The sequence below is a fragment of the Leucobacter sp. wl10 genome (assembly GCF_003569785.1).
Classification (GTDB): Bacteria; Actinomycetota; Actinomycetes; order Actinomycetales; family Microbacteriaceae; genus Leucobacter.
The window spans coordinates 1-25292 of sequence record NZ_KZ984016.1 but is presented as its reverse complement, the minus strand read 5'-3'; the positions used below and the strand labels follow the sequence as shown (position 1 = coordinate 25292).

22 protein-coding genes are annotated in these 25292 nt (G+C 68.1%); 8 read left to right on the top strand and 14 right to left on the bottom strand.

The features are described from left to right. Positions 1-864 (top strand): DUF6414 family protein (locus D1J51_RS18105; protein WP_205548037.1); only part of this gene is annotated, 864 nt, incomplete at its 5' end. Positions 865-1084: 220 nt separating this feature from the next. On the opposite strand, the gene D1J51_RS18100 is transcribed toward D1J51_RS18105, so the two are convergent. From D1J51_RS18100 to D1J51_RS17055, 10 genes are all read right to left on the bottom strand, one after another. Next, on the bottom strand, positions 1085-1708 hold the full coding sequence (locus D1J51_RS18100; protein WP_162903913.1) for a hypothetical protein: 624 nt from the start codon (positions 1706-1708) through the stop codon (positions 1085-1087). A gap of 24 nt (positions 1709-1732) precedes the next feature. After that, the gene (locus D1J51_RS18095) at positions 1733-2581 is read right to left on the bottom strand and encodes a hypothetical protein (RefSeq protein ID WP_162903912.1); all 849 of its coding nucleotides are present in this window, start codon (positions 2579-2581) and stop codon (positions 1733-1735) included. Positions 2582-2642: 61 nt separating this feature from the next. After that, positions 2643-2828: a helix-turn-helix domain-containing protein gene (locus tag D1J51_RS17090; protein ID WP_119077148.1), complete on the bottom strand. Its 186-nt coding sequence runs from the start codon at positions 2826-2828 to the stop codon at positions 2643-2645. A 204-nt stretch (positions 2829-3032) separates the two neighbouring features. After that, the gene (gene nrdF / locus D1J51_RS17085) at positions 3033-4001 is read right to left on the bottom strand and encodes a class 1b ribonucleoside-diphosphate reductase subunit beta (protein WP_119077147.1); all 969 of its coding nucleotides are present in this window, start codon (positions 3999-4001) and stop codon (positions 3033-3035) included. A 46-nt stretch (positions 4002-4047) separates the two neighbouring features. Next, positions 4048-6189 (bottom strand): class 1b ribonucleoside-diphosphate reductase subunit alpha, encoded by a 2142-nt coding sequence (nrdE, locus tag D1J51_RS17080; RefSeq protein WP_162903916.1) that lies wholly within the window; start codon positions 6187-6189, stop codon positions 4048-4050. Beyond that, positions 6189-6602: a class Ib ribonucleoside-diphosphate reductase assembly flavoprotein NrdI gene (gene nrdI / locus D1J51_RS17075; protein WP_119077154.1), complete on the bottom strand. Its 414-nt coding sequence runs from the start codon at positions 6600-6602 to the stop codon at positions 6189-6191. The genes nrdE and nrdI overlap by 1 nt, the downstream gene beginning before the upstream one ends. A gap of 104 nt (positions 6603-6706) precedes the next feature. Next, positions 6707-6940, bottom strand: coding sequence for a glutaredoxin-like protein NrdH (nrdH, locus tag D1J51_RS17070; protein ID WP_119077145.1), 234 nt, complete (start codon positions 6938-6940; stop codon positions 6707-6709). 351 nt (positions 6941-7291) lie between these two features. After that, entirely contained in the window at positions 7292-7642 is a 351-nt protein-coding gene (locus D1J51_RS17065) for a hypothetical protein (protein WP_119077143.1), read from the bottom strand. 62 nt (positions 7643-7704) lie between these two features. Then, on the bottom strand, positions 7705-8163 hold the full coding sequence (locus D1J51_RS17060; RefSeq protein WP_205548035.1) for a 23S rRNA (pseudouridine(1915)-N(3))-methyltransferase RlmH: 459 nt from the start codon (positions 8161-8163) through the stop codon (positions 7705-7707). Positions 8164-8197: 34 nt separating this feature from the next. Next, positions 8198-9424, bottom strand: coding sequence for a pyridoxal phosphate-dependent aminotransferase (locus D1J51_RS17055; RefSeq protein ID WP_119077141.1), 1227 nt, complete (start codon positions 9422-9424; stop codon positions 8198-8200). 254 nt (positions 9425-9678) lie between these two features. On the opposite strand from D1J51_RS17055, the gene D1J51_RS17050 reads away from it, so the two are divergent. Next, positions 9679-10203: an ArsR/SmtB family transcription factor gene (locus D1J51_RS17050; RefSeq protein WP_119077139.1), complete on the top strand. Its 525-nt coding sequence runs from the start codon at positions 9679-9681 to the stop codon at positions 10201-10203. Next, complete coding sequence (locus D1J51_RS18520) at positions 10200-11513, top strand: GNAT family N-acetyltransferase (protein ID WP_240423416.1); 1314 nt, start codon at positions 10200-10202, stop codon at positions 11511-11513. Before D1J51_RS17050 ends, D1J51_RS18520 begins: the two co-directional genes overlap by 4 nt. A 12-nt stretch (positions 11514-11525) precedes the next feature. Here D1J51_RS18520 and D1J51_RS17035 read toward each other — a convergent pair whose 3' ends face one another. The 3 genes from D1J51_RS17035 to D1J51_RS17025 all read right to left on the bottom strand — a co-directional run bounded on the left by D1J51_RS17035 (position 11526) and on the right by D1J51_RS17025 (position 15843). Continuing rightward, the gene (locus D1J51_RS17035) at positions 11526-13451 is read right to left on the bottom strand and encodes an ABC transporter ATP-binding protein (protein WP_119077150.1); all 1926 of its coding nucleotides are present in this window, start codon (positions 13449-13451) and stop codon (positions 11526-11528) included. 266 nt (positions 13452-13717) lie between these two features. After that, positions 13718-15061 carry a phenylacetate--CoA ligase family protein gene (locus D1J51_RS17030; RefSeq protein ID WP_119077137.1) on the bottom strand — a complete coding sequence of 448 codons (1344 nt, stop codon included), beginning with the start codon at positions 15059-15061 and terminating at the stop codon, positions 13718-13720. A gap of 47 nt (positions 15062-15108) precedes the next feature. After that, complete coding sequence (locus tag D1J51_RS17025; protein ID WP_119077135.1) at positions 15109-15843, bottom strand: CDP-alcohol phosphatidyltransferase family protein; 735 nt, start codon at positions 15841-15843, stop codon at positions 15109-15111. Between the two features lie 122 nt (positions 15844-15965). Here D1J51_RS17025 and D1J51_RS17020 point away from each other — a divergent pair, with 122 nt between their 5' ends. Then, positions 15966-17432: a glucosamine inositolphosphorylceramide transferase family protein gene (locus D1J51_RS17020; protein ID WP_162903911.1), complete on the top strand. Its 1467-nt coding sequence runs from the start codon at positions 15966-15968 to the stop codon at positions 17430-17432. On the opposite strand, the gene D1J51_RS17015 is transcribed toward D1J51_RS17020, so the two are convergent. After that, the gene (locus D1J51_RS17015) at positions 17423-18664 is read right to left on the bottom strand and encodes a glycosyltransferase (protein ID WP_119077131.1); all 1242 of its coding nucleotides are present in this window, start codon (positions 18662-18664) and stop codon (positions 17423-17425) included. The genes D1J51_RS17020 and D1J51_RS17015 overlap by 10 nt on opposite strands. A gap of 91 nt (positions 18665-18755) precedes the next feature. On the opposite strand from D1J51_RS17015, the gene D1J51_RS17010 reads away from it, so the two are divergent. The 4 genes from D1J51_RS17010 to D1J51_RS16995 form a co-directional block, all read left to right on the top strand. Then, positions 18756-19775 (top strand): glycosyltransferase, encoded by a 1020-nt coding sequence (locus D1J51_RS17010; RefSeq protein ID WP_240423414.1) that lies wholly within the window; start codon positions 18756-18758, stop codon positions 19773-19775. 9 nt (positions 19776-19784) lie between these two features. Further along, the gene (locus D1J51_RS17005; protein ID WP_119077128.1) at positions 19785-20759 is read left to right on the top strand and encodes a glycosyltransferase family 2 protein; all 975 of its coding nucleotides are present in this window, start codon (positions 19785-19787) and stop codon (positions 20757-20759) included. Positions 20760-20892: 133 nt separating this feature from the next. Next, positions 20893-21468 (top strand): hypothetical protein, encoded by a 576-nt coding sequence (locus tag D1J51_RS17000; RefSeq protein WP_119077126.1) that lies wholly within the window; start codon positions 20893-20895, stop codon positions 21466-21468. A 16-nt stretch (positions 21469-21484) separates the two neighbouring features. Further along, a partial coding sequence (locus D1J51_RS16995) for a PKD domain-containing protein (protein WP_119077124.1) occupies positions 21485-25292 on the top strand: 3808 nt, incomplete at its 3' end.

The window sequence follows — 25292 nt, the reverse complement described above, 5'->3', positions numbered from 1 at the left end:
CCGCATAACAGCGGCACCAAACCCCCGGCGATTCAGAGAGAATATAGAGGGACATCTCGTGCGACGCGGACTTGGCTGGAAGGTTACATAGTGCTCAGAAATTTTCTTTACCTAGACGAGCCACAGCTAAGGCAATATATCAGCCAGGTGGAGGATGGCCTTCGAAGTGCGAGTTCGAGATCAGCCTCCCTTGACACTGAGAAGAAGCTGGCGCTCGAAGCTAAGATCGCCAACTTCGGTATCGGACGAACCGCAACCGACGCAGAATCTCAAGACTATGAGGACGACGGGCCGGCCAGGTTTGAGCGACTCCTATCTCTCGTTGAGGGAGACAGCGAGCAATTTGGCTGGTTCGATCTCGAATCAGATCCAAGACAACGTCAGCACCTCCGAACCGGTCACATCGTTGAATTCGCGGCCGAGGTCTACCCGGCAGATGTCTCGCAACTTTCGTCGCCAAGTGGCATCCTGGGCGCCCTGCCTCTGGTGAAGGCCATCAGCAAGATAACCGGCGCACCGACTGGCTTCGAGCAGTTCGAAGATGGAACCCTAGATGCGATCGCTGAGTTCGGTGCCGCCATGCAAGGATCCACAGTTATCTTGGGGGATCTGGACGATGATTCACGATTCATGGCTCAAATCCCAGAAGGCACAATCGTCGAGGGTACCGCGCGCGTCGTCGGGAAAGTTATCTCAACATGGGCGGCTGATAAATGGAAGCCGCTTCCGGGGCTCCCGATTTTGTCCCAGTTACCCCGAGAAGAACGACGGAAGCTCGAAAGACAGGGTCCACCGTCCGGTTCTGAGATGATGTGGTTTCAGGGTCCTGCCATGCATCTGAACCTGCTAGCCGTATACCAGTGAAGAGTGCTAACCGAACACTTCTCCCAAGCAACACTAGAAACTAGCGTAGATGGCCGAAGACTGATTCAATCAGGCCTGACGCCGAGCTATTCATGAGCCAAGCCGCTATCTTTCACTGTGGCTTGAAAAGCCCCTACGACCTTGTAGCTAAGACCTCAAGCTAAGCTGCATCGTGACCGGCACTAAGCATGCCAACGCTCGGCATGAGCCCCAGGAAAAGCTAACGTCGAGGCGGTCTTGGTGGCAATGGGTAACGCCATGACTGCTTCTCGCTCTCGGGAGCACTGCTCCACTGTACGGTTATGGTTGAATCACGAGTGCCCATAGTTCGCACCGCTCCAAACTGCACCACTTCACCTGGCTTCAATTCCGGTGTCAGCTCCCAGGGGCTACCGAACCGCATCAGCGTTTCATCAGCGCCCAAAGTCACGTCATAGGCCGTAGCATCACCAGTGTTTTCCAACAGATACATGTCACCTTGAAAGTGCTTCAACGCCCAGGACACTTTGCCTGGGGCTGGCCCACTCGACAGAACATGGAGGTCTCCAATGGAGATCCCATTAGTTACGAGCTTCTCAAGCGCGTCTGCAATGCGCGTCATCGTGTCGATACTCAGTCGGCTTGCTGCCTCCGCGCGCTCTGACGCAGCTTGACTCGCAGCATCAGCACGTTCAGCCCGGTCCCCTTCGTCCTTCGCAAGTTGAAGGTCATGCTTTTGCCCTGAACGGGCAATCCAGATCGACGCGATGATACCGACGGTTGTGACGAGCGCAATAACCCCCTGAATCCAGACATCCGCGAGCGACGCTGTGCTCACAGAATCGACCTGCGTGACAATCAACATCTACGTGCTCTCCATCCTCCGGCTTCAGTTGCGTCGCGCAAGTGCGCCGGAGGTGAACCACTGCACTAGCGGGACCGCAAGCAGCACCGCGGCTTCTGCTTCTGTCTGACTGGGTTTCCGATAGCCGTTGCCTCCGTGTCTGCTCTCTTGGCCGATCCACAGAGCCTCCGCCATCTTGACTGGAACATCGGCATCCTGTGCCGATAGGTCGAGCTTCCAGTCTTTCTGGGCCTTCATGTCTCGGATCATCGTGCCGAGTGTGGTCTTCGAATTATTCGGCGACACCACCCTCGCCCCGGCTTCCTCGACGGCCTTGATCGCCTTCTCATAAGCCTCTTCAGCATCCGGCGACTTGCCGAAGGCAGCGTGCCAAGATTCCGCAAGCAGCCGGCCTGCTTCACCTGACAGCGCAACTACGTCATCGACAGCCGCCACAACGCCTTCGGGCACTCGCTTTTCAAGAGATGCGAACCCATCCCGTGTACCCACGCACCACTCCGAGCCGCCGTCACTTAGCAGCATTTCAAGCACGCCAAGTACCTGAGCGGAATTGGGTTGCTGCTGAACAGTGAATACTAGGAAATCTACAAAGTCCAAGAACTCATCCTGGCCCATGCTGGTGAACAAAGACGAGACGCCGAAGTCCCGAAAGACACTGACCAGGGACTCCGGTCGCCGCACAGCAGTCTCATAGTCCATAAGGATAGAAACGTTAGGACGCATACGACGATTGACCCATTCATCAAGATAGGATTCCTGAGTCACGGACGTCACCCAGGTGAGAAGCTGCATCTTCATCCATTCCGGCACACCCGGATGAAGTACTGCGAGATCGGCCTGATTCGCACCTCGCTTGTACCATCTTGTCGTCACGCCTCTATCCTCTCTATAAGCTCTCCTCCACGCCCACTGTTCCTCATCCCGACTGGAACGCTCACTGGCCACAGCGAGCTGCGGGAATCTCCTCGACGAGGTTCTCAAGCAGGTCGTTCATGTCCACCCGGATCAGTCGCCCAACTCGATAACCGCGCACGGTTCCGTCGGAGATCCGCCGCCGGAGCGTCTTGACGGATATGCCAAATTGCTCAGCCGCTTCGGCAAGCGAAACCAGCTTCGGCATCGACGGCTCACCGCTGCCTCCTGCGTGCCACTCCGAACGGGAACTCGAGTTCACGTCTGCCCTCCTCTGTCCATCAAACATCTCTGAACNTCGAGTTCACGTCTGCCCTCCTCTGTCCATCAAACATCTCTGAACAGAGAAACCTGAATCAGAAAATATCAGCCATTTATGGCTTTTGATCAGGTATTTTACCAAACAAACTTGTTAGAAGTCCCAGTCCTCGTCCTCGGTGGCGACGGCCTTGCCGATCACGTACGACGATCCCGAGCCCGAGAAGAAGTCGTGGTTCTCGTCGGCGTTCGGCGACAGCGACGACAGGATCGCCGGATTGACGTCGGTCATCTCCTTGGGGAACATCGGCTCGTAGCCGAGGTTCATGAGCGCCTTGTTGGCGTTGTAGTGCAGGAACTTCTTGACGTCCTCGGTGAGGCCCACCGGGTCGTAGAGATCCTGCGTGTAAAGCACCTCGTTCTCGTATAGGTCGTAGAGCAGCGAGAAGGTGTAGTCCTTGATCTCCTGGCGCCGCTCCTCGCTCTCGTTCTCGAGCCCCTTCTGGAACTTGTAGCCGATGTAGTAGCCGTGCACGGCCTCGTCGCGGATGATGAGGCGGATCAGGTCGGCCGTGTTGGTGAGCTTGGCGTGGCTCGACCAGTACATCGGCAGGTAGAAGCCCGAGTAGAAGAGGAACGACTCGAGCAGCGTCGAGGCGACCTTGCGCTTCAGCGGGTCGTCGCCCTCGTAGTAGTCGACGATGATCTTCGCCTTCTTCTGCAGGTTCGGGTTCTCCACGGACCAGCGGAACGCGTCGTCGATCTCCTGCGTCGAGCACAGCGTCGAGAAGATCGACGAATAGCTCTTGGCGTGCACCGACTCCATGAACGCGATGTTGGTGTAGACGGCCTCCTCGTGGGGGGTGATCGCGTCCGGGATCAGCGACACCGCGCCCACAGTGCCCTGGATCGTGTCGAGCAGCGTGAGGCCCGTGAACACGCGCATCGTGAGCTGCTGCTCCTCGGGCGTGAGCGTGCCCCACGACTGCACGTCGTTCGAGAGCGGCACCTTCTCGGGCAGCCAGAAGTTGTTCACCAGACGGTTCCAGACCTCGAGATCCTTGTCGTCCTGGATGCGGTTCCAGTTGATCGCCTGCACCGCGTGGCCCAGCTTGAAGTTCATCGCTTCCTTCTTCAGTCCTCTTCAGATACGAACAACGGGTCGCGCGTCACAGCATGCAGGAGACGCACTGGTCGAGCTCGGTGCCCTCGAGCGCGAGCTGGCGCAGGCGGATGTAGTAGATCGTCTTGATCCCCTTGCGCCACGCGTAGATCTGCGCCCGGTTGATGTCGCGGGTGCTCGCGGTGTCCTTGAAGAACAGCGTGAGCGACAGGCCCTGATCGACGTGCTGCGTCGCGGCCGCGTAGGTGTCGATGATCTTCTCGGGGCCGATCTCGTAGGCGTCCTGGTAGTAGTCCAGGTTCTCGTTCGTCATGAACGGCGCCGGGTAGTACACGCGGCCGAGCTTGCCCTCCTTGCGGATCTCTATCTTCGAGGCGATCGGGTGGATCGAGCTGGTCGAGTTGTTGATGTACGAGATGGACCCGGTGGGCGGCACGGCCTGCAGGTTCTGGTTGTAGATGCCGTGCTGCATCACGCTCGCCTTGAGCTCGCGCCAGTCGTCCTGGCTCGGGATCGCGACGCCGGCGTTCGCGAACAGCTCGCCCACGCGCTCGGTCTCGGGCTGCCACGGGCGCTCCGTGTACTTGTCGAAGAACTCTCCCGAGGCGTACTTCGAGTCCTCGAATCCGCCGAAGGCGCTGCCCCGCTCGATCGCGAGCCGGTTGGAGGCGCGGATCGCGTGGAAGAGCACCGTGTAGAAGTAGATGTTGGTGAAGTCGATGCCCTCTTCGGAGCCGTAGTGCACGTGCTCGCGCGCCAGGTAGCCGTGCAGGTTCATCTGGCCCAGGCCGATGGCGTGCGACTGATCGTTGCCGTCCTCGATGGAGCGCACGGAGGTGATGTGGCTCTGGTCGCTCACCGAGGTGAGCGCGCGGATCGCCAGCTCGACGGTATCGCCCAGCGCGCCGCCGTCCATCGCGGCCGCGATGTTCATCGAACCGAGGTTGCAGGAGATGTCCTTGCCGATCCGGCCGTAGCTCAGATCTTCGTTGTAGGTCGTGGGGGTGTTGACCTGCAGGATCTCGGAGCAGAGGTTCGACATGTTGATGCGGCCCTTGATGGGGTTGGCCCGGTTCACCGTGTCCTCGAACACGATGTAGGGGTAGCCCGACTCGAACTGCAGCTCGGCGACGGTCTGGAAGAAGTGGCGCGCGCTGATCTTGGTCTTCTTGATGCGCGCGTCGTCGACCATCTCGTGGTACTTCTCCGTGATGGAGATATCGCCGAAGGGCACGCCGTAGATGCGCTCGACATCGTACGGCGAGAACAGGTACATGTCCTCGTTCTTCTTGGCGAGCTCGAAGGTGATGTCCGGGATCACGACGCCGAGCGACAGCGTCTTGATGCGGATCTTCTCGTCGGCGTTCTCGCGCTTGGTGTCGAGGAACTTCATGATGTCGGGGTGGTGCGCGCTCAGGTACACCGCGCCGGCGCCCTGTCGCGCCCCGAGCTGGTTGGCGTAGCTGAAGCTGTCCTCGAGGAGCTTCATGACGGGGATGATGCCCGACGACTGGTTCTCGATCTTCTTGATGGGTGCGCCCGACTCGCGGATGTTCGAGAGCAGCAGGGCGACGCCTCCGCCGCGCTTGGAGAGCTGCAGCGAGGAGTTGATGCCGCGCGAGATCGACTCCATGTTGTCCTCGATGCGCAGCAGGAAGCACGAGACGAGCTCGCCGCGCTGGGCCTTGCCGAGGTTGAGGAAGGTGGGGGTGGCCGGCTGGAAGCGGCCCGAGATGATCTCGCGCACGAGGCCCCGGGCCAGCTCCTGGTCGCCCTGGGCGAGGCCGAGCGCCACCATCACCACGCGGTCCTCGAAGCGCTCGAGGTAGCGCTTGCCGTCGAACGTCTTGAGCGCGTACGAGGTGAAGAACTTGAAGGCGCCGAGGAAGGTGGGGAAGCGGAACTTCATCGCGAAGGCCTCGTCGCGCAGCGACTCGATGAAGGGCATCGGGTACTGTTCGATGAGGTCCTTCTCGTAGTAGTCGTTGTCGATGAGGTACCGCATGCGCTCTTCGAAGTTGTGGAAGAACACCATGTTCTGGTTGACGTGCTGCAGGAAGTACTGGCGTGCGGCCTCGCGGTCCTTTTCGAACTGGATGCGGCCGTCCGCGTCGTACAGGTTGAGCATCGCGTTCAGCGCGTGGTAATCCATGTCGCTGATCTTCGACGACTCGAGACCCGGCTCCATCACTGCTGTTCCCGTTGCAAAGTCCAAAACTGTTCCAATCCTTCTTGGACGGCGGTGACGTCGTCCGGGGTACCAAAGAGTTCGAATCGATAGAGGAAGGGCACCCGGCACTTCCGCGCGATGATGTCGCCCGCGATGCCGTAGGCCTCACCGAAGTTGGTGTTTCCCGCGGCGATCACGCCGCGCAGGTGCTTGCGGTTGCGTTCGTCGTTGAGGAATCGGATGACCTGCTTGGGCACCGCCCGCGTCTCGGGGCCGCCGCCGTAGGTGGGCACGAGCAGCACGTACGGTTCGGTGACCACGAGCGACTCCTCTCGCGAGTGGAGCGGGATCCGCAGCGCCGGCCGCCCGAGCTTCTCCACGAAGCGCTGCGTGTTGCCCGAGACGCTGGAGAAGTACACCAGATCCGGCATGAGCATCACCCCACTGCTTATCCCACACCGCCGAAACGCCCTCGGCGCACCGGCTTCACGTTTCGGCCGCCTCGGGCGAATCACGAGCGAACGCGCTGCTGCGCTTACGCGAGGCGGCTGGCGAGCTCCGAGATCTTGTCGGGCCGGAAGCCCGACCAGTGCTCGTCATCGGTCACCACGACGGGGGCCTGCAGGTAGCCGAGCTCCTTGACCGTCTCGAGCGCAGTCTCGTCGGCCGAGAGGTCGAGAATGTCGTACTCGATCCCCTGCTTGTCGAGCTCGCGATACGTCATGTTGCACTGCACGCACGACGGCTTGGTGTATACCGTGATGGCCATTCCACGCCCCTCCTCGAAAACTGACGTGCCCCACGCGAGGCACTACATATAGTGAACCACACCATCGCCAACCACAACATGCAGTAGTTACATCGATGTAGTTTTCCACTCGATTTCCACCGATCGGGGGCCACCGCTGGGGAGAACTTTCGGCGGAGTTCCGCCCCTCTCCGGGGGTTATCCACAGCGCATTCGGCCCGAAAGATTTTTGCTCCCCAGCCCTTCCCCGGCGTGTCGCGTGCACCGCGGCCCGCACCCGTCGGCCCCCGTCGAACCGCGCGGAATCCGCACGCCACCCCGCACTGATATCAACGCCCGGAAGCGCTCTGATGTTCCCGCCCGCACCGCGGGCTACAGTGCGATCGGCCACAGCAGCTCCGTTCCGTCGGGCTGGAACCAGCGCAGCACGAGCATGGCATCGGGCGCGGCAGAGGCGCGAACACCCTGCGCGCCGCGCAGCACCACCCGCACCCGCTCTCCGGGCAGCACGGTGCGCGGCAGCGAGAGGCCCAGCATCCCGCTCCCGGCGAGCGCGAACCTCACCGAGTGCAGGGGCGTGCCGCCGACCTGCTCCACCTCGATCACCCCCGATTCCGACCGCCGCACCACGCGCCACGGCACGGCGGTCGCCGGCGGCGCAGCGCGCACCGTCTGCGGCCGCGCGCGCGGCTGCAGACGCGTAGTGAGGCGGAACGGGTTCATGCCACCAACGTAGAGGGGACCTCGGACACTCACGGATCGGGCGGTGATCCCGATCCCGCCCGCTACACGTGGTGGTACGGCCGTCCCGCGGAGATCTCCTGGGCGCGGTAGAGCTGCTCGGCGAGGATCAGCCGCACCAGCTGGTGCGGGAAGACCAGCTTCGACAGGCTCCACACGAGGTCGGCGCGCTCGCGAACGCGATCCTCGACCCCGTACGCGCCCCCGATCACCGCCGTCACGCTGCGCCCCGCGTCGAAGGCGCCGCGCAGCGCTGCGGCGAGCGCCGGCGAGTCGATGTTGCGCCCGCGCTCGTCGAGCAGCACGACGAGGGCATCGCGATCCAGCCTGCCGAGTATCCGCTCCGACTCCTCGGCGCGCGCGGCGGCGCCCTCGCGGGAGGAGTGCGGCAGCAGCTGCCAGCTCGCATCGAACGGCTTGCGCAGTCGCTTCTCGTAGCGCCCGATCCCCTCGGAGACCCAGCTCTCGTGCTTCTTCCCGACGACCAGGATCCTGACGCTCACTGCGCGACACCCCGCCCGGCCGGGATGCGGGCCGTCACGAGACCCTGACCCCGTCGAGATAGTCGGCGATGCGCCCGATCGCCTCCGAGAGCACCCCGACCGGGGGGAGCGTGACGAAGCGCACGTGGTCGGGCGTCACCAGATTGAAGCCGCGCCCGTTCGTGATCATGACGCGGGTCGCGCGCAACAGCTCGATCACGAAGCGCTGATCGTCGTGGATGTCGTAGCGCGCGGGATCGAGACGCGGGAACAGGTACATCGCGCCCCCGGGGGCCGCGCAGGAGACGCCCGGGATCTCGCCCAGCAGCCGCAGCGCGGCGTCGCGCTGCTCGCGCAGCCGCCCGCCGGGCGCGCACAGCTCCGCGATGCCGGACCAGTTCGACGCGCTCGAGAGCGCCACCGGGATCGCGTACTGCGCGGGCACGTTCGCGCACATGCGCATGTTGGCCAGCAGCCGCAGACCCTCGAGGAAGTCCGCGGCGATCCCGCGATCGCCCGAGGCGACCACCCAGCCGGCGCGGTACCCGGCGACGCGCTGGATCTTCGAGAGCCCGCTGAACGTGAGGCAGAGCGTGCCGGTCACGTGCCGCGCTGCGTGCTCGTGCCGCGCGCCGTCGTAGAGGATGTGGTCGTAGATCTCGTCCGACATGAGCACGAGGCCGTGCCGCTCGGCGAGCTCGGCGAAACCGCGCACGAGCTCGGGCGAGTAGACCGCGCCGGTGGGATTGTTCGGGTTGATGAGCACGATTCCCTTGGACCGCGGGGTGACGAGCTCCTCGATCGCCCCGAGATCGGGCATCCACCCGTTCTGCTCGTCGCACGGGTAGTGCACCGCGTGGCCTCCGGCGAGCGTCACCTGCGCGGTCCAGAGCGGGTAGTCGGGCGAGGGGATGAGTATCTCGTCCCCCGGGCTGATCAGGGCCTGGAGCACCAGCGAGATGAGCTCGCTGACGCCGTTGCCGATCAGCACGTCATCGGGGCCCACGCCCTCGATGCCGAGCCCCGCGCAGTGCTCCGCGACCGCCTCGCGCGCGGGCAGGATCCCGCGCGAGTCGCTGTAGCCCTGCGCCTTCGGAAGCGCCTCGCGCATCGCCTCGAGGATCTCCGGCGGCGCCTCGAAGCCGAAGACCGCAGGGTTGCCGATATTCAGTTTGAGGATCTCGTGACCCTCGCGCTCGAGGCGCTCGGCCTCCTGCAGAATCGGGCCGCGCACGTCGTAGCGGACTCCCGCGAGCTTGCTGGACTGGGTGATCGGGCGCACGGGGAAATCCTACTCTTCGGGGCGAGCGCGCCCGAGCCGAATCGATGTGCGCCTTTCGGGCGCTTGCATCGACCTCGAGCGTTCGAAAGGCGCACACCGATCCCGGGCTGTGGCGGGCGCGCGGGGCGGGGGCGGGGGCGGGGGCGGGCGCGGGCGGGCGACGCGGGGGCGGGCGGCGCGGGGTCCGCCGCCAGGTCCGGGGCCGGATTCCGCCCGCACTAGTACGTTACTACGTAATATCGTACTATTGACGCATGGATGAGGAACTGCGGCGGCTCCGCGAGGAGCTGGACGCCCTGGGCCGCCGGGTCGGCGCCCTCGAGGAGACCCGCCGCGAGACCGGCGCACCCGCCGCCCCCGACGACGCGCTCTGGGCGCTGGACGGACTGCGATCCCGCCTCGACGACGACCCGTCGACCGCCGACGGCGCGGTGATGCTCGTCGGATCGCTGACCCTGCCGACGGGGAGGCCCGTGTCCTGGCAGCAGGGCGCGAGCGCGGCGGGGCTCCTCGAGACCGAGTGGGCGGAGCGGGCCTCCGCGTTCGCGGCCCTGGGCCACCCGGTGCGGATCGAGCTGCTGCGGCACATCCTGTCGGGCACGCACGCCACATCCGAGCTCGCGGCGATCGGCGCCCTCGGCACGACGGGGCAGCTGCACCATCACCTGCGGCAACTCGTCTCGGCGGGGTGGGTGCGGCAGAGCGGGCGGGGCAGCTACGAGGTTGCGGCCGGACGCATCGTGCCGCTGCTGGCCTGCGTGCTCGGAGCCGAGCGGTGAGGCGGGCGGTTCTCGCCGCATACCGGCTGCGCGGCCCGGTCCTCTACGCGGCTGCGGCGCTGCTGATCGCGGTGGCGCTCTCCGGCGACCTCGCCCTCGGCGAGGAGGTGCGGCGGGCGAGAGGCGCCGTCGCGATCCTCGCCGCGGGCGCGCTGGCCCTCTGCATCGCGCTCGCGCTCGCGGGGCCGCGCCTACTCCCCGCTCGGACGACGGCGGTCGTCGCCTCCCCGGTGCGGGGGCGGTGGCTGGGGATCAACAGCCCGGCCTCGAAGGTGCCCAGCCACGGCGTCCGCGCCTACGGGCAGGCCTACGCGATCGACCTCGCGTTCGAGCCGGCCGACGGGATCCGTCCTTCGTTCGGCGTCGGTCCCGCGATGCGGGCGCCGGAGCACTACCCCGCGTTCGGGCAACCGGTGCTCGCGATGATCGACGGCACCGTCGTGCGGGCGGTGGACCGGCACCGCGATCATCGAGCGCGATCGAGCTGGTCCGCCTTCGTCTACATGATGCTCGAGGGCGCGATCCGGGAGATCGGCGGGCCGGGATTCATCCTGGGCAATCACGTCACCATCCGCGGCGGCGACGGGACGTATGCCACGGTCGCTCACCTGCGGCGGGGGTCGGTGGCGGTGCGAACGGGCGAGGCGGTCCGCGCGGGACAGCGGATCGGGCGCTGCGGCAACTCCGGCAACAGCAGCGAGCCCCACGTGCACGCCCAGCTCATGGATCGGGAGTCCCCGTGGACGGCGCAGGGGCTCCCGATGGCCTTCTCCGCCGTCGCGCTCGGCGGCGGGCCCGTCGACGCCCTGCCGCGCACCGGGCAGCACATGACCGCGCCCGAGGCCGGCGCCGAGCGCGCGGCCGCGCTCGAGCTCGCCGCGGCGCGCCCGTGCGACGTGCCGCAGATCGTCGCGCTCGTGCGGGCCGCCTACGCGCCCTACGTCGGGCGCATCGGGCGCGAGCCCGCACCGATGACCGCCGACTACGCCACCGCCGTCGCCGACGGCAGGGCGGTCGTCGCCCGGGCCGGCGGGCGGATCGCCGGCCTGCTCGTGACCGATCCGCGCCCCGACCACCTGCTCATCGAGAACGTCGCGGTCGCCCCCGAGGCGCAGGGGCTCGGGATCGGGACCGCGCTGCTCGCGCGGGCGGACGAGGAGGCGCGCACGCTCGGGCTCTCCGAGACCCGGCTCTACACGAACGCGAGGATGACGGAGAACCTCGCCTACTACCCGCGGCGCGGCTTCCGCGAGGTGGGCCGCCGCGTCGAGGACGGCTTCGACCGGGTGTACTTCGCGCGTCCCGTCTGACCGGGGCCGGGCTCAGCTCTGCTGGGCGTAGAGCTCGGCGTAGGCGCCGCCGAGCTCTAGCAGCTCGAGGTGCGTGCCCTGCTCGAGAATGCGTCCGCCGCCCACGACGTAGATGCGGTCGGCGTCGACCACGGTCGACAGCCGGTGCGCGATCGCCACGGTGGTTCGCCCGCTGCGCGCGTCCTCGAGGGCGCGCTGCACGGCGCGCTCGTTGACGGTGTCGAGCGCGCTCGTCGCCTCGTCGAGCACGAGCACCCGCGGGTTCTTGAGCAGCACGCGGGCGATCGCGACCCGCTGCTTCTCGCCGCCGGAGAGGCGGTAGCCGCGCTCCCCCACGACCGTGTCGTAGCCGTCGGCGAATCCGGCGATCGTGTCGTGGATGTTCGCGAGCCGGGCGGCCGCCTCCAGCTCCTCCCGGGTGGCGTCGGGCTTCGCATAGCGCAGGTTCGCCGCGATCGAGGCGTGGAGCAGGTACGGCTCCTGCGTGACCACGCCGATGCGGCCCATGAGCGCCTCCTGCCGCAGCTCGCGCACGTCGTCGCCCGCGTAGCGCACCGATCCCGAACTCGCGTCGTAGAGGCGCGGGATCAGGGAGCCGATGGTGGTCTTGCCCGATCCCGAGGCGCCGACGAAGGCGACGAACTCGCCGGGTTCCACGTGGAACGAGACGCGGTCGAGGGTCGGCCGCGCGTCCCGGCTCGGGGCGGGCCCGTCGCGTCCGCCGCCGGTGCGCGGCGCCGCGGCCGCGACGGCGGGATCCGCGTCCGGATACCAGAAGCTCACGTCGGAGAACTCCACCCGCCCCGCGCGGCCGGGCGCGTCCGAGGGCTCCCGCGCATCGGGGGCATCGACGATGGCCGGCTCGAGATCGAGGTACTCGAAGATGCGCGCGAAGAGCGCACGGGAGGTCTGCAGGTCGAGCGCGATGCGCATGAGCGCCATGAGCGGGAAGAGCAGCCGCGACTGCACGGTGGTGAACGCCACGATCGTGCCGGCCGTGATCCCCGGGTCGAACCCCTCTCCCCGTGCACCGGCCATGATCCACCCCGACACGAGATACACGATCGCCGGCACCGCCGACAGGAACACCTGCACGAGCGCGAAGAACGCCTGGCCGCTCATGGTCAGCCGAACCTGCAGGTCGATCTGATTGCGGTTCTCGGCGGCGTAGCGGTCGGTCTCGGCGCGCTGCCGCGAGTAGGTCTTGGCCAGCAGCACCCCCGAGACGGAGAGCGACTCCTGCGTGATGGCCGTCATCTCCGAGAGCGACTCCTGCGTGCGGCCCGCGATCCTGGCGCGGACCTGCCCCACCCGCCGCTGCGCGAACACCAGCACGGGCATGAGCACGAGCGCGACGAGCGTGAGCTGCCAGCTGAGCAGCACCATCGCGACCCCCGCCGCGACCACCGTGACCGTATTGCCGATGATGTTGGAGACCGTGTTGGTGAGCACGTTCGCGACGCCGCCCACATCGTTCTGCAGCCGGGACTGGATCACGCCCGTCTTGGTGCGCGTGAAGAAGCCGAGCTCCATCGCCTGCAGGTGCGCGAACAGCCGCACCCGCAGGTCGCCCATGACGCGATTGCCGACGCGCGCGGTGCAGAAGGTCTGCACGATGCCGAGGCCGGCCGACACAACGAACACCGCGATCATGGCGCCCGCCAGCCACGCGAGCGCCTCGAGGCGCGGGCCGCCCTCGGGCGGGAACAGTCCCTCGTCGAAGACGCGCTGGGTGAGGAGGGGCGGCAGGATCCCGAGCGCCGCCGACACCAGCACGAGCGCGACGATGACGGCCAGCTGCCCCCGGTACGGGCGGAACAGCGCGGCGATGCGGCTGCCGAGATCGGGGACGAACGGGGCCTCGCTGTTGATCTCGCGCTGCCGCTCGGCGTCGCCCGACGACACGCGCGATCCGCGCACGCCCGGTCCGCCGCTCATGCTCATGGTTCGGAGGATACTCCGGGCGTGCGACGCTCACGCGCTCCGTCCGCTCAGGGCGCAGCGACCTCAGCCCGGCCTCAGCCGGCAAGAACCGGGCGGATGTCACGGCGATGATGCAATACGCCCGCGAGGAATACCCACCGCAACCTGGTCCGATCGCTCTTCTCGGCGCGGCGGAAGCGCACGATCGGCGGCGACCAGCGGGCAGTGCAGCGATTCGGCGAGGGCCTGTGAACGGCTGTGCAGCACCGCCGCCGAAGCCGCTACGCGTCGTGCGCCGGTGCCGCGACCTCGCTGATGAGGTACTTCGTCTTGCCCCCGGTGTGAGGCAGGCGATCGACGTACTCCAGCGCGATGGGAACCTCGTCGTCGATGCGCATCCGGACCTTCGCCACGGCGCTCGCGATGTGCTGCTCGCCGCGGGGGTCGTCTCCGCGCACGACTCGGATGCGGAGCGAGTAGTCCGCGGACTGGACGATCTGGAACACCCGGACCGCCTCCGGGTGATCCGCGAACATCGCCATGAGCCCGTGATTGATCATGCGTCCGCTGGGAAGGCGGACGATGTCGGTGGTGCGGCCCTCCGGCTGCGCGATCATCGGCAGCGTCACGCCGCACGGGCACTCGCGCTCCACGATCCGGCCCCTGTCGCCGACCCGGTACCGGATCATCGGGAAGACGCGGTTGAGCAGGTCGGTGACGACGATATCGCCCACCGTCCCCGCGGGCACGGGTCGCCCGTCCGGACCGAGGATCTCGATTCGCCGCGTGTCCGCGAACACGTGGAGCCCGTTGCGCTCCCCGCACTCGGCCGCCATCCAGTTGATCTCCGAGCCGCGGTACTCGTCGTACACCGGCGTCCCGTATACGGCTTCGAGGCGGCGCCGGGCGTTCTCCGTCAGCGGCGCTGCCGTCGTCGCGACGGCGCGCGGCGTCGGGATGGTCAAGCCCTCGGCCTCGAGGAAATCGGCGAACTCGAGCATGGCGCCCACGTAGCCCTCGATGAGCGCCGGGCGGGTCCTCACGATGGCTCTGTGGAAGGCGCCCATCGTCGAGCCGTCGAAAAGCTGCGCGTCGAGGTAGATCTGCTTCGACGGCCACCAGGTCACGGCGGTCTTGAGGTTGTCGACGATCCCGAAGCCCCACCTGCCCACCCGAGCGAGATGGTCCCAGGGCTCGACGCCCCACCAGCGGTACATGCGCCACGCGTGCGCGAGGGTCGGGACGCGAGCGTCCTGCTGGAGGCGGAGCGGCTCGCCGCTGCTGCCGCCCGTCTTAGCGACGCGCGCCGTGCGCCGTGTGGACTCCGACGAGACGAACCCCCGGTTGCGGTCCTTGACCGTCGCGCGCTCCAGGACGGGAATCCGCTGCCACTGAGCGGGATCCTCGAGGCGCGTCAGGTCGACGCCGTGCTCGGCGAAGGTCTCCGCGTAATACGCGGTACTCGTGGCTGCGAAACGGGCGATGCCCGCCGCGCGGGAGGCCTGCAGCGCGAGGAGCCGCTCTCGCGGAAGGCGCTCGTTCAGCAGCAGCTCATCGAAGAACCGACCGGATCGCCGCCGCAGCGTGCGGCTCTTGATCGTGAACGCCGCCCGGGCAAGTTCCATGTGAATCCTCCGTCGAGTATCGCGTGCGCGCGATGAGCTGCGATCCCTCACGACGCATACGCGCCGAGTTGCCGGTACCACTTCGCGAGCGCCATGAGCAGGAAGACCGTGTTGCAGACGAGCAGCAGCGTGTAGACGCCGAAGAACACCGCGGAGCTGCCCATGAGAACGAAGATCAGGCAGAACAGGCCGTAGTCCGAGGGGAGAATGAGGATCGCCCGCAGAATGCCCGTCGACGCCCGGGAGACGGGCGCTTCGCCTCCGGCCGCCCGCGCGAGAAGCAGGTCCCGCTCCATCATGCCGAAGAAGAGCAGACCTTCGACCACGAGATAGGTGATGGGAACGAGCAGCCATGCCGTCGGGAGATCGAAGAATCGGAACGCGGCGACCAGGACCGCGACATGGATCGTGAGTGCCTTCGCCGCGTCCACGGTGTGGTCCAGCCACTCGCCCTGAACGCTGCCGCCGCCGCGGAGCCGCGCGAGCTGGCCATCGGCGGAGTCGAGGGCGTACCCGAGCACCAGCAGCGCGCTGACGAGAACTCCCGACCACCACGACGGCGCGACCAGCGCCACGAGCGCGATCCCGCTGAACGTGAAGAGGGCGCTCACGCAGGTCACCGCGTTGGGCGTCCAGCCGAGGACGTGGGCGAAGGCGGCGAACCGACGTCCGAGCGGCCGATTCACGAGCCTGGAGTACAGGGGGGTGCCCGCGGAGGGCTTCTGAGCGCTCCGCAGGCGCTCGAGCGCGACCCGGTAGCGTCGCTCGGACGGTTCCTCCATACACATCAGCCCCGATGCAATTCGACCATCGCGCGCGAGAGTCGGCCGGCATTGACTCGGCGGTGAACCGAGTATGCACGAGTATAGTCAGCACCGTTCATGTCTATCGTGGGAGATGAAGCATGAGGGTCGAAGTGCTCGTCAGTGACAGCATGCAGCGACGATGGCATGAGACCCTCGTGGCGCGCCTTCGCGGCCTCCCCGGCGTCGATGTTCGAGTTCGATTGGCCGACGAGCCGCGATCAGACGGGTATCGGCGCCTGCAGCGGGTGCTCTGGCTCGAGCGGCGTCTGCACCGCCTGGAAGCGGGAGGACTCGCGAGGGGGAGGCTGCAGGGCTCCCCTCCGCCCGCGGAGGCGCGTGAACCCGCCATCGTCATCGACCTGACGCCCTCCCCGGCGCCGGGGCACTGGTCGGTGCTCTACGACGGGCGGCCCGGCGAGCAGGCGGCCGCCGACGCCCTACGCGCCGGGCGGCTGCCCCTCGTCAGCATCGTCGACGGCACCGGCGGGACCCGGGCACAGGGGCGACCGGGCAGCGAGACGCCCGGGCTTCTCACCACAGCGCTCGCCGATGTCGGCGCCGGCACCGCGACGCTCCTGACCGGAGCCGTCGCGGGACGCCGGTTCGCGGCGCCCGACACCGAGGCCGGCGAGGCGCGTTCTCCGCGCACGTACACCGGGATCGCCGTCCGCCGGGTGATCGGAGCGGGCGCGCGCCTCGCCTATCGCATCGGGTTCCGAGCACCGCACTGGCGAGTGGGGTGGCGCAGTCGCGGCGACGCCGACGCGATCACCGCCGGCCGGCTGTCCGGCGACCGGTGGTCGGACGTCGCCGACGACGGATACCGCTTCTACGCCGACCCTTTCCCATTCGAGCACCGCGGACGCACCTACGTCTTCGTCGAGGACTTCGATCACCGGACCGGCAAGGGCGTGATCTCCGCCGCCCGCTGGAACCACGACGGACCCGCCGGGCCGTTCGAGACCGTGCTGACCCGCGACGTCCACCTGTCCTACCCCTACGTGCTCGAGCACGACGGGGAGGTGTGGATGATCCCCGAGACGTCGGCGGCGCGGACCGTCGAGTTGTACCGGGCGACCGACTTTCCGCACCGCTGGGAGCTTCACTCGGTGCTGATCGGCGGTGTCGAGGCCAGCGACGCCACGCCGTTCGAGCACGACGGCCGCTGGTGGCTGACCGCGACCGTCGGTCTCGGCGGCTCCCTCTCGGACAGCCTGTTCCTGTGGTCCGCACCCGACCTGCGCGGGCCGTGGACCGAGCACCGCGGGAACCCGGTGCTCGTCGACATCGCGAGCGCGCGCCCCGCCGGACGGGTCGAGCTGCGCGACGGGCGCCTCCTCAGACCGGTGCAGGACGGCCGGAGCGGCTACGGTGCAGCGATGAGCGTCGCGGAGATCACGCGACTCGACGACGACGCCTTCGAGCAGACGATCGTCGCCCGGTACGCGCCGGGAGCGAGTTGGCCCGGCACGCGAGTGCACACCCTGAACTCGGGCGGCGGCATCGAGACGATCGACGGCTCGATCCGCATGCCGCGGCTCCACCTATCGCGGCGTCACCGCTGACCGCTGCTCGCCCCGATCCCGGGGCCGGCCTCCCCGCTCCGCCGCCCCTCCGACGCCACCCGTTCGAGGCAGTCGCCGACCGCGGCCACCTCGAACCGCCGCCGGACGCGACCGCGCGCGGCGAGATCGACGCGCGGATCATCGAGGCGGGCCAGGATCGACTCGGCGAAGCCCGCAGCGGTATCCGCGACATCGCAGAGAGCGGCGAAGTCGTCCGGGAGACCTCGCACACCCTGACCGCGCGCGACGATAGGGGCGTCGGTCATCAGCATGTCGAGCATCTTCAGCTGCACCCCGCTTCCCACCGAGACGGGGTTCACCAGGACCCGCGCGCCGAAGAGATACGGGTTCACCGACGGCACGTCGAAGTACGACCGGACCGCCGGATGGGCCTCGAGCTCGGCGCGCAGCGGACCTCTGGGTGACGATCCGACGACCGTCAGCGTCAGCTCCGGGCGCGCGCGGTGCAGCAGCGGCAGCACGTCGCCTATCAACCAGCGCACGCCGGTGACGTTGTTCGGGAGACTGAGCCCGCCCACGAAGAGGATGTCGCTCGACACGGTGCGCGCCGGGCGGGAGGTCAGGGCGAGCTCGGGCAGCGGCGGCAGCCAACTGATCGACGAGATGCCCTGAGCCCGCCAGTACTCGAGGTCGGCGAGGGAGATGTCGGCGACGTGGTCGGCCTCGCGCATGAGTCCCATCTCGTACCGCTTCACCCCGACGCCGGCGAGCCGCCAGGCGATCCGGTTGCGAATGCTTGGCGACGCCGCGGCCTGGCGCCTCAGATACTCGTGCTCGACGTTATGCGATCGGTAGACCAGCGGTATCCGCCACCGCTCGGCGGCGCGCCGGGCGACCTCGCCCGGCCAGGGGCCGTCGAGCCAGACCAGCTCGGGCTCGAAGCGACGGATCGCCTCGAGCGCGGCCTCGCCGTCGCCTCCGGACAGGACGGCCTTGGCGGCGTGCCAGGGAAGCCTCGCCATGCCGAGCAGCTGGCGGAGAGTGCGGAGCCGGCCGCGCCTGATCCGGTACGAGTAGCGGGACGCGAGAACCCGATCCATCTGCTCGAAGTCGGCGGATGTCGGCGCCAGCGGTCCGACGGTGTCGTACTGGTGGAGCAGCATGACCGAGTGGCCCAGCCGGGTGAGCGCCTCGATCCGACGCCAGATGTCCGCCCGGCCGCCGCCTCTCGGAGGATAGGGGACGTACGCTGCGCAAACGAGTATCCTCATGTCATCACCAGTCCTCGTATCCGCGGAGGTCGTCAGACTCTCGCATCGGCGTCACTGGCACAGTATACGGACGGTTCGGCGGGAGAGAAGCGTGGGACAGCGGCGGATGCGGAGCGGCGGAGCCGTGCGGGTTCTGCAGTCCTACATCGGACCGGGCCCCCGGACGAACCCGTACATCGTTCAGCTGCACGACCGTCTCGCGGCGACCCCCGGCCTCGCGCGGCGCTCCTTCTCGTGGCGCACGGCGCTCCTGGGCCGATACGACGTGTTCCACGCCCACTGGCCCGAAGCGCTGATCGAGCGGCGCGGCCTGCTCTCGACGGCGGGACGGTACGTGCTGTACGGCCTGGTCCTGGCGCGGATGCTCCTGCGGGGCACCCCGGTCGTCCGCACGGTGCACAACGTGGAACCGCCGCGGGGGATCGGCGGGATCGAGCGGCTGCTGCTCACGGGGACGGACCGCATGACCCGGATGCGGATCCTGCTCAACGAGTTCACCCCGGTGCCGCCGGGGGCGCAGACGACGCTCATCGAGCACGGGCACTACCGGGACTGGTTCGCGAGGTATCGGCCGGCCGGGCCGGTCGCCGGGCGCGTACTGTTCTTCGGCAAGGTCCGCCGCTACAAGAACGTCGAGGGTCTGCTGGGCGCGTTCCACGATCTCCCGGACGACGCCCTGTCGCTCCGCGTCGTCGGGAGCCCGTCCTCGGAGGAGCTCGCCGATGCTCTGCGGTCGGCGGCCGGAGCCGACCCGCGGATCGAGCTCGAGCTCCGTTTCGTGGAGGACGCGGAGCTCGTTCAGGAGATCGGCGCGGCGCGCCTCATCGTGCTGCCCTACCCCGAGATGCACAACTCGGGCAGCGTCCTCGCCGCGCTCTCGCTGGATCGAGCCGTTCTCGTGCCCGACAACGCCTTCAACCGCGCGCTGGAGGAGGAGGTCGGATCGGGCTGGGTCATCCGGTTCGAGGGCGATCTCGATGCCTCGGATCTCGAACGCGGCCTGGCCGTGGCCGCCTCCCGCCGCGGGCGTCCCGATCTCAGCCGTCGCGACTGGGGCGACACCGGCCGCAGACACCTGGACGCCTACCGGCGCGCCATCCGTCGTCGATAGGGGTTCGGTGTGGTGGAAGAGTCCGTGGACCCGCTCGCGCACCTCGCGGTGCTCGTCGTGAACTTCGGCTCGCACGAGGTGGTCGAGGCCAACCTCACGCGCTCGCTCGGCCACGGGTTTCCGGGCCAGGTCGTCGTCGTGGACAACTTCAGCACGGAACAGGAGCGCGACGCGATCTCGGAGGTCTGCGCGCGGCACGGCTGGACCCTGCTCGCGCTTCCCGCGAACGAGGGTTTCGGCGGAGGGAACAACCGGGGCGCCGAAGTCGCGATCGATCGGGGGGCGACCGAGTTGCTGCTCGTCAATCCGGACGCCTGGCTGAGCGAGGAGACGATCCGCAGGCTGCACGAGCAGGTGCGCGCGGATCGCGGGCTGCAGCTCGCCCCCGTCGTTCTGCGCCCCGACGGGTCCCTGTACACGGCCGAGGTCGACCTGCACCTCGGTCTCGGGGAGATGCGATCGACGAACCGCCGACCCTCGGATGCCGATCCCGGGCGGATCCACACCTGGGTCAGCGGCGCGTGCTTCATGATGAGCACCGAGCTCTGGCGCCGTCTCGGCGGGTTCGACGAGGACTACTTCCTCTACTGGGAGGACGTCGACCTGTCCCGCCGGGTCGTGCAGTTGGGCGGTTCGGTGCGCGCGGACCCCTCCCTGTTCGCGGTGCACGACGAGGGGACCACGCATCGAGCGGAGGGCGAGAGGCGGGCGAAGTCGCCGATCTACTACTACTACAACTCGCGCAACCGGCTGCTGTACGCGGCGAAGCTCCTGCCCCGGGACGATGGGCGGCGCTGGATGCGGCAGACGCTGCGCGCGTCCTATCGGATCCTGCTGCAGGGCGGCAGGCGGCAGTTCGTCAACCCGCGACGCACGATCTGGCCCGCGCTCCGCGGCAGCCTCGACGGGATGCGGCTGTGGCGGTCGCATCTCCCGGCGGAGCCGGGGGTGGACGAGGACACGGATTCGGCGACGGATCGCTGACGATCCGGGGGACCGCAGTAAATACTGAAAATTGTCGCCGTACCGGCGACTTGCTCCTTACGATGCGTTATCGGTCACCGCCGAGAGCATAGGAGCTCGACAGTCGTAGACCGCAGCAGTGATAGGGGACTGTGTGTCGTCGTCGATCGTGGGTTTCGGGGCTCGTGCGTGGTGGACGGGGATCATCGCGCTCGCAGCGACGATCGGAGTGACCGGGTGCGTAGCTCAGACGGACGCCGCGCCCCGGGCTCCGGGCTACTCCGCGGGCGAGACGGCGGCCCCGCAAGACAGCCTCGGCCCGACGGAGCAACCGGCCCTTCCCGTCGTCGAGGGCGCGATCGGCGAGAAGGTCGAGCTCGCCACCGGGATCGCCGTCGTTCTGGCCTCCGTCACGACCACGACGGTCGAGGCCGAGACGCCGGGGGACGTCGCCGGAGACGCGGTCGAGGTCGTCGTCCGGGTCAGCAACGGGTCGTCCGAGACCCAGAGCGTCGACTCCGCGGTCGTCACGCTCGAGACCGCAGAAGGCGGGCTCGGCATTCCGACCAACGTCGACGCCTCCCCGCTGAGCGGCGACATCGCGCCTCGGAAGGACGCCGAGGGGCGCTACCTCTTCATGCTCGACCCGGTGAGCGGACGAGACATCACAATCAGCGTGAACTACGCCGCGGGAGAGCCCGTCGCGCGGTTCACCGGGCGCACGCCCTGAAAAGTCGGAGTATCTCATGGCATCTGGTGGACGTCGCCTGCGGGCCGTCATTGCTGCTCTCTCGACGGCCGCGCTGGTCGCCGGCGCCATCGTCTTCGGAACGACGACGGCCGCCGCCGCCGATGATCCGCCGCCGACGCCGCCACCGCTCCTGCAGCGCGACGCATCGGTCGTCACCGGCGATCCGCTGCCGACCGTCCAGATCGACAACGGCTACGTCTGGTCTCAGACGACGATCGGCACGACGGTGTACGCGGCCGGTCAGTTCCAGAACGCGCGCGCGGCCCTGGCTGCGCCCGGCACCTCGCTCACGCCGCGGTCGAACATCCTGGCCTTCGACATCAACTCCGGCGCGCTGCTGCCGTTCGCCCCGGCGGTGAACGGGACGATCAAGGCCGTCACGCCATCCCCCGACGGCAACCGGATCTACATCGGCGGTTCGTTCAACAGCGTCAACGGCCAGTCGCGCTGGAACATCGCAGCGCTCGACGCCCGCACCGGCCAGCTCGTGCCCGGCTTCAATCCGTCCATCGGCGGCAACGGCGTCTACGCGCTCGCGGCCGACGCCGACGCCGTGTACGTGGGCGGGCTCTTCACGCAGGCGAACGGGACCGCCCGGAGCAATCTCGCCGCGTTCGCGGCGTCGAACGGGGCGCTGCGCACCGATTGGGACGCCCAACCCGATCAGCAGGTGGACGCGATGGTGATGGATCCGGGCGGCCAGCAGGTCGTGGTCGGCGGGCGGTTCGCGAACGTCGACGGCGACGGCAAGTGGCGGGGACTGGTCTCCATCACGGCGAGCACCGGCGAGGTCGACGCCGATTGGGCGGGCACGGAGAAGGTCAAGAACGGCTGGGGCACCGGTTCTGCCCGCGGCAAAGCCGGCATATTCGCGCTCAACGCGGATGACAAGGCGGTCTACGGCACCGGATGGGTGTTCGCGAACGCGCAGGTCGGCAACCTCGAGGGGGTCTTCTCCCTGGAATCCGATTCGGGTTCCACGCGATGGATCGCGGACTGCCTCGGCGACCACTACGGCGTCTACTCGACCGGCAGCGTGGTCTACTCGACGAGCCACACGCACGCCTGCAGCACGATGAACCTCTGGCCCGAGCAGTCTCCGAGGGAGAACAGGTTCGCCCAGGCGATGACCGCGGACGCGCGCGGGATCCTGCCGCGGCAGCCGTACGCGGGCGCCACCTACGCCAACTGGGAGGGCGAGCGCGCGCCCTCGGCCTACGCCTGGTACCCCGACTTCTTCACGGGCACCGCGACGGGACTCGGCCAGGCCGGGCTGTCCATCACCGGTGCGGGCAACGTCATCTCGATCGCCGGGGAGTTCCCCGGCGTGAACAATCGATACTTCCAGGGGATCGTCCGCTTCTCGAGCGCGCCGCCGGGCGGCGCGAAGGACGGGCCGCGCACGACGACTGCCGCGTGGGGCGCTCCAACGGCGTCGACAGCGGTCCCGGGACGCATCCGTCTGTCGATGAACGGCACCTGGGACCGTGACGATCGCGACCTCACGTACGAGCTCACCCGCGACGGCACGAGCGGCGTGATCGACTCGGCGACGTACTCCACCGGCTGGTGGAACGTTCCCACCGTGAGCCTCGTCGATGCGACCGTCGCGGCCGGCCAGAGCTACACCTACCGCATCACGGTCAAGGACGGCGACGGCAACTCCGTCGCGAGTCAACCGGTGACCGCGACCGCGAGCACCGCGGCGGCGGCGGAGTACGCCAGTGCGGTGATCGACGACGGCGCGAGCCTCTACTATCCGCTCGGAGACAGCACCGCCGACTGGGCCGGGGCGAACCCGCCGGTGTTCGGCGGCGGGGTGCAGGCTCAGCAGCCGAGCGCGGTCAAGGGATCCGGCACGGGGTTCTCGAACTTCAGCGGATCCACGACGGGCAGTGTCTCGACCACGACGCGGCCCGCGACACCCAAGGAGTTCACCACCGAGCTGTGGTTCAAGACGACGACGAACCGCGGCGGGAAGCTGATCGGCTATGGAAACGCCCAGACGGGAGCGTCGTCATCGTACGACCGGCAGATCTACATGCGCGACGACGGCCGCCTGAGCTTCGGGGTGTATCCGGGCGCGACGAAGGTCGTGACCTCCTCGTCGAGCTACAACGACGGCCAGTGGCATCACGCCGCCGCGACGTTGAACCGCGACGGGATGAAGCTCTACGTCGACGGGCGACTCGTCGCTGAGGATCCGAGCGTCACGGAGGGCGAGTCGTTCAACGGCTACTGGCGGATCGGCGGGGACAACCTGGGCAGCTGGCCGGGCCGGCCCAGCTCCGACTGGTTCGCAGGGGCGATCGACGAGGTGGCGGTGTACCCGCAGGCGCTCGGCCCCGCGAGGGTCGCGACGCACTATGCGATCGGCACGGGCCTCGAGGCGCCCACGGCGAACTTCACCGCGACGGCCGACGGGCTCGCGGTCGACTTCGACGGTTCGGGATCGACGGCGTCGGGCGGCGGCATCGTGGAGTACACCTGGGACTTCGGCGACGGCTCGCCGGTCGTCACCGGCGCGTCGGCGGCCGTCGCGCACACCTACGCGGAAACCGGAACGTACACGGCCAAGCTCACCGTTCGCGACAGCCGCGGTCTCGTGGGAACCGCGGAGGAGTCGGTGTCGGTGGTCGGACCGAACCAGCTCCCCACCGCATCGTTCACGCCCTCTGCGAGCGGCCTGACGGTCACGGTGGACGGTTCGGGCTCGGCGGACGCCGACGGCACCGTCGAGTCCTACTCGTGGGACTGGGGCGACGGCAGCGAACCGGGGTCGGGCGCCCTGGCCTCGCACGCCTATGCCGCGGCGGGGACCTACACGGTGACCCTGACGGCGACCGATGACCGAGGCGGCTCCTCGAGCACGACCCGCGAGGTCGAGGTGACCCATGCCGCGCCGGCGGCGACGTTCGAGGCCTCGGCCTCGGGGCTGACCGTCGAGACGGACGCCGGCGAGACGACCGCTTCGGACGGGGCGACGCTCAGCTACGCATGGGACTGGGGCGACGGCAGCGAACCGGGGTCGGGCGCTCAGGCATCGCACACCTACGCCGCCGACGGCACCTACGAGATCACGCTGACGGCGACGGACAGTCTGGGCGCGAGCACCGAGTTCACCCGGACGGTGTCGGTGGAGTCGACCGTCTACGCCGCCCTCGACGAGTTCGAGCGCGTCGTGTCCAACGGCTGGGGCGCCGCGCCGATCGGGGGCGTATGGACCACGATGCTCGGTTCCGCGAGTGCTGCCTCGACCGATGGCGCGCGCGGCGTGCTCGCACTCGCCCCCGGCGGTACGCGCCAGCTGGCCCTGCAGGGCCTGTCGCTCATGGATTCCGAGTCGGTGCTCGACTACCGCTTGGACTACGGGCCGGCGAGCGGCGCCGGATACGTGGGCATGACGCTCCGCCAGACCGCCGCCGACGGATACACGATCCACGCCTGGCACCGCAGCAACGGCTCGGTCTGGCTGGTCGCACAGCGGGGCGGCACCGTGATCGGCACCCAGCCGATCTCCGGTCTGAGCTGGGCCCAGGGCGACCAGTTCACGATCAAGACCGAGGTGTCGGGCTCGACCCCCACGACGCTGCGCGCGAAGATCTGGCCTCGCGGCGGCTCCGAGCCGCAGGCGTGGCAGCTGACCGCCACGGACTCGACGGCGGCACTGCAGCAGGCGGGCTTCGCATCGGTGCGCTCCAACCTCGGCGCCTCCGCCGCGGGGGTCGGACGCGTGGCGTTCGACCGCGTCACCGTCCGCGATCTGGCCGCGCCCGCGCCGAACGCGCCGCCCGTCGCCGACT

What these genes read in the sequence shown, in the direction of transcription:
- D1J51_RS18100 (WP_162903913.1), bottom strand. Translation starts at nt 1,708, where the DNA reads ATGTTGATTGTCACGCAGGTCGATTCTGTGAGCACAGCGTCGCTCGCG.
- D1J51_RS17090 (WP_119077148.1), bottom strand. Translation starts at nt 2,828, where the DNA reads ATGCCGAAGCTGGTTTCGCTTGCCGAAGCGGCTGAGCAATTTGGCATA.
- nrdF (WP_119077147.1), bottom strand. Translation starts at nt 4,001, where the DNA reads ATGAACTTCAAGCTGGGCCACGCGGTGCAGGCGATCAACTGGAACCGC.
- nrdE (WP_162903916.1), bottom strand. Translation starts at nt 6,189, where the DNA reads ATGGAGCCGGGTCTCGAGTCGTCGAAGATCAGCGACATGGATTACCAC.
- nrdI (WP_119077154.1), bottom strand. Translation starts at nt 6,602, where the DNA reads ATGCCGGATCTGGTGTACTTCTCCAGCGTCTCGGGCAACACGCAGCGC.
- nrdH (WP_119077145.1), bottom strand. Translation starts at nt 6,940, where the DNA reads ATGGCCATCACGGTATACACCAAGCCGTCGTGCGTGCAGTGCAACATG.
- D1J51_RS17065 (WP_119077143.1), bottom strand. Translation starts at nt 7,642, where the DNA reads ATGAACCCGTTCCGCCTCACTACGCGTCTGCAGCCGCGCGCGCGGCCG.
- D1J51_RS17050 (WP_119077139.1), top strand. Translation starts at nt 9,679, where the DNA reads ATGGATGAGGAACTGCGGCGGCTCCGCGAGGAGCTGGACGCCCTGGGC.
- D1J51_RS17035 (WP_119077150.1), bottom strand. Translation starts at nt 13,451, where the DNA reads ATGAGCGGCGGACCGGGCGTGCGCGGATCGCGCGTGTCGTCGGGCGAC.
- D1J51_RS17030 (WP_119077137.1), bottom strand. Translation starts at nt 15,061, where the DNA reads ATGGAACTTGCCCGGGCGGCGTTCACGATCAAGAGCCGCACGCTGCGG.
- D1J51_RS17025 (WP_119077135.1), bottom strand. Translation starts at nt 15,843, where the DNA reads ATGGAGGAACCGTCCGAGCGACGCTACCGGGTCGCGCTCGAGCGCCTG.
- D1J51_RS17020 (WP_162903911.1), top strand. Translation starts at nt 15,966, where the DNA reads ATGAGGGTCGAAGTGCTCGTCAGTGACAGCATGCAGCGACGATGGCAT.
- D1J51_RS17015 (WP_119077131.1), bottom strand. Translation starts at nt 18,664, where the DNA reads ATGAGGATACTCGTTTGCGCAGCGTACGTCCCCTATCCTCCGAGAGGC.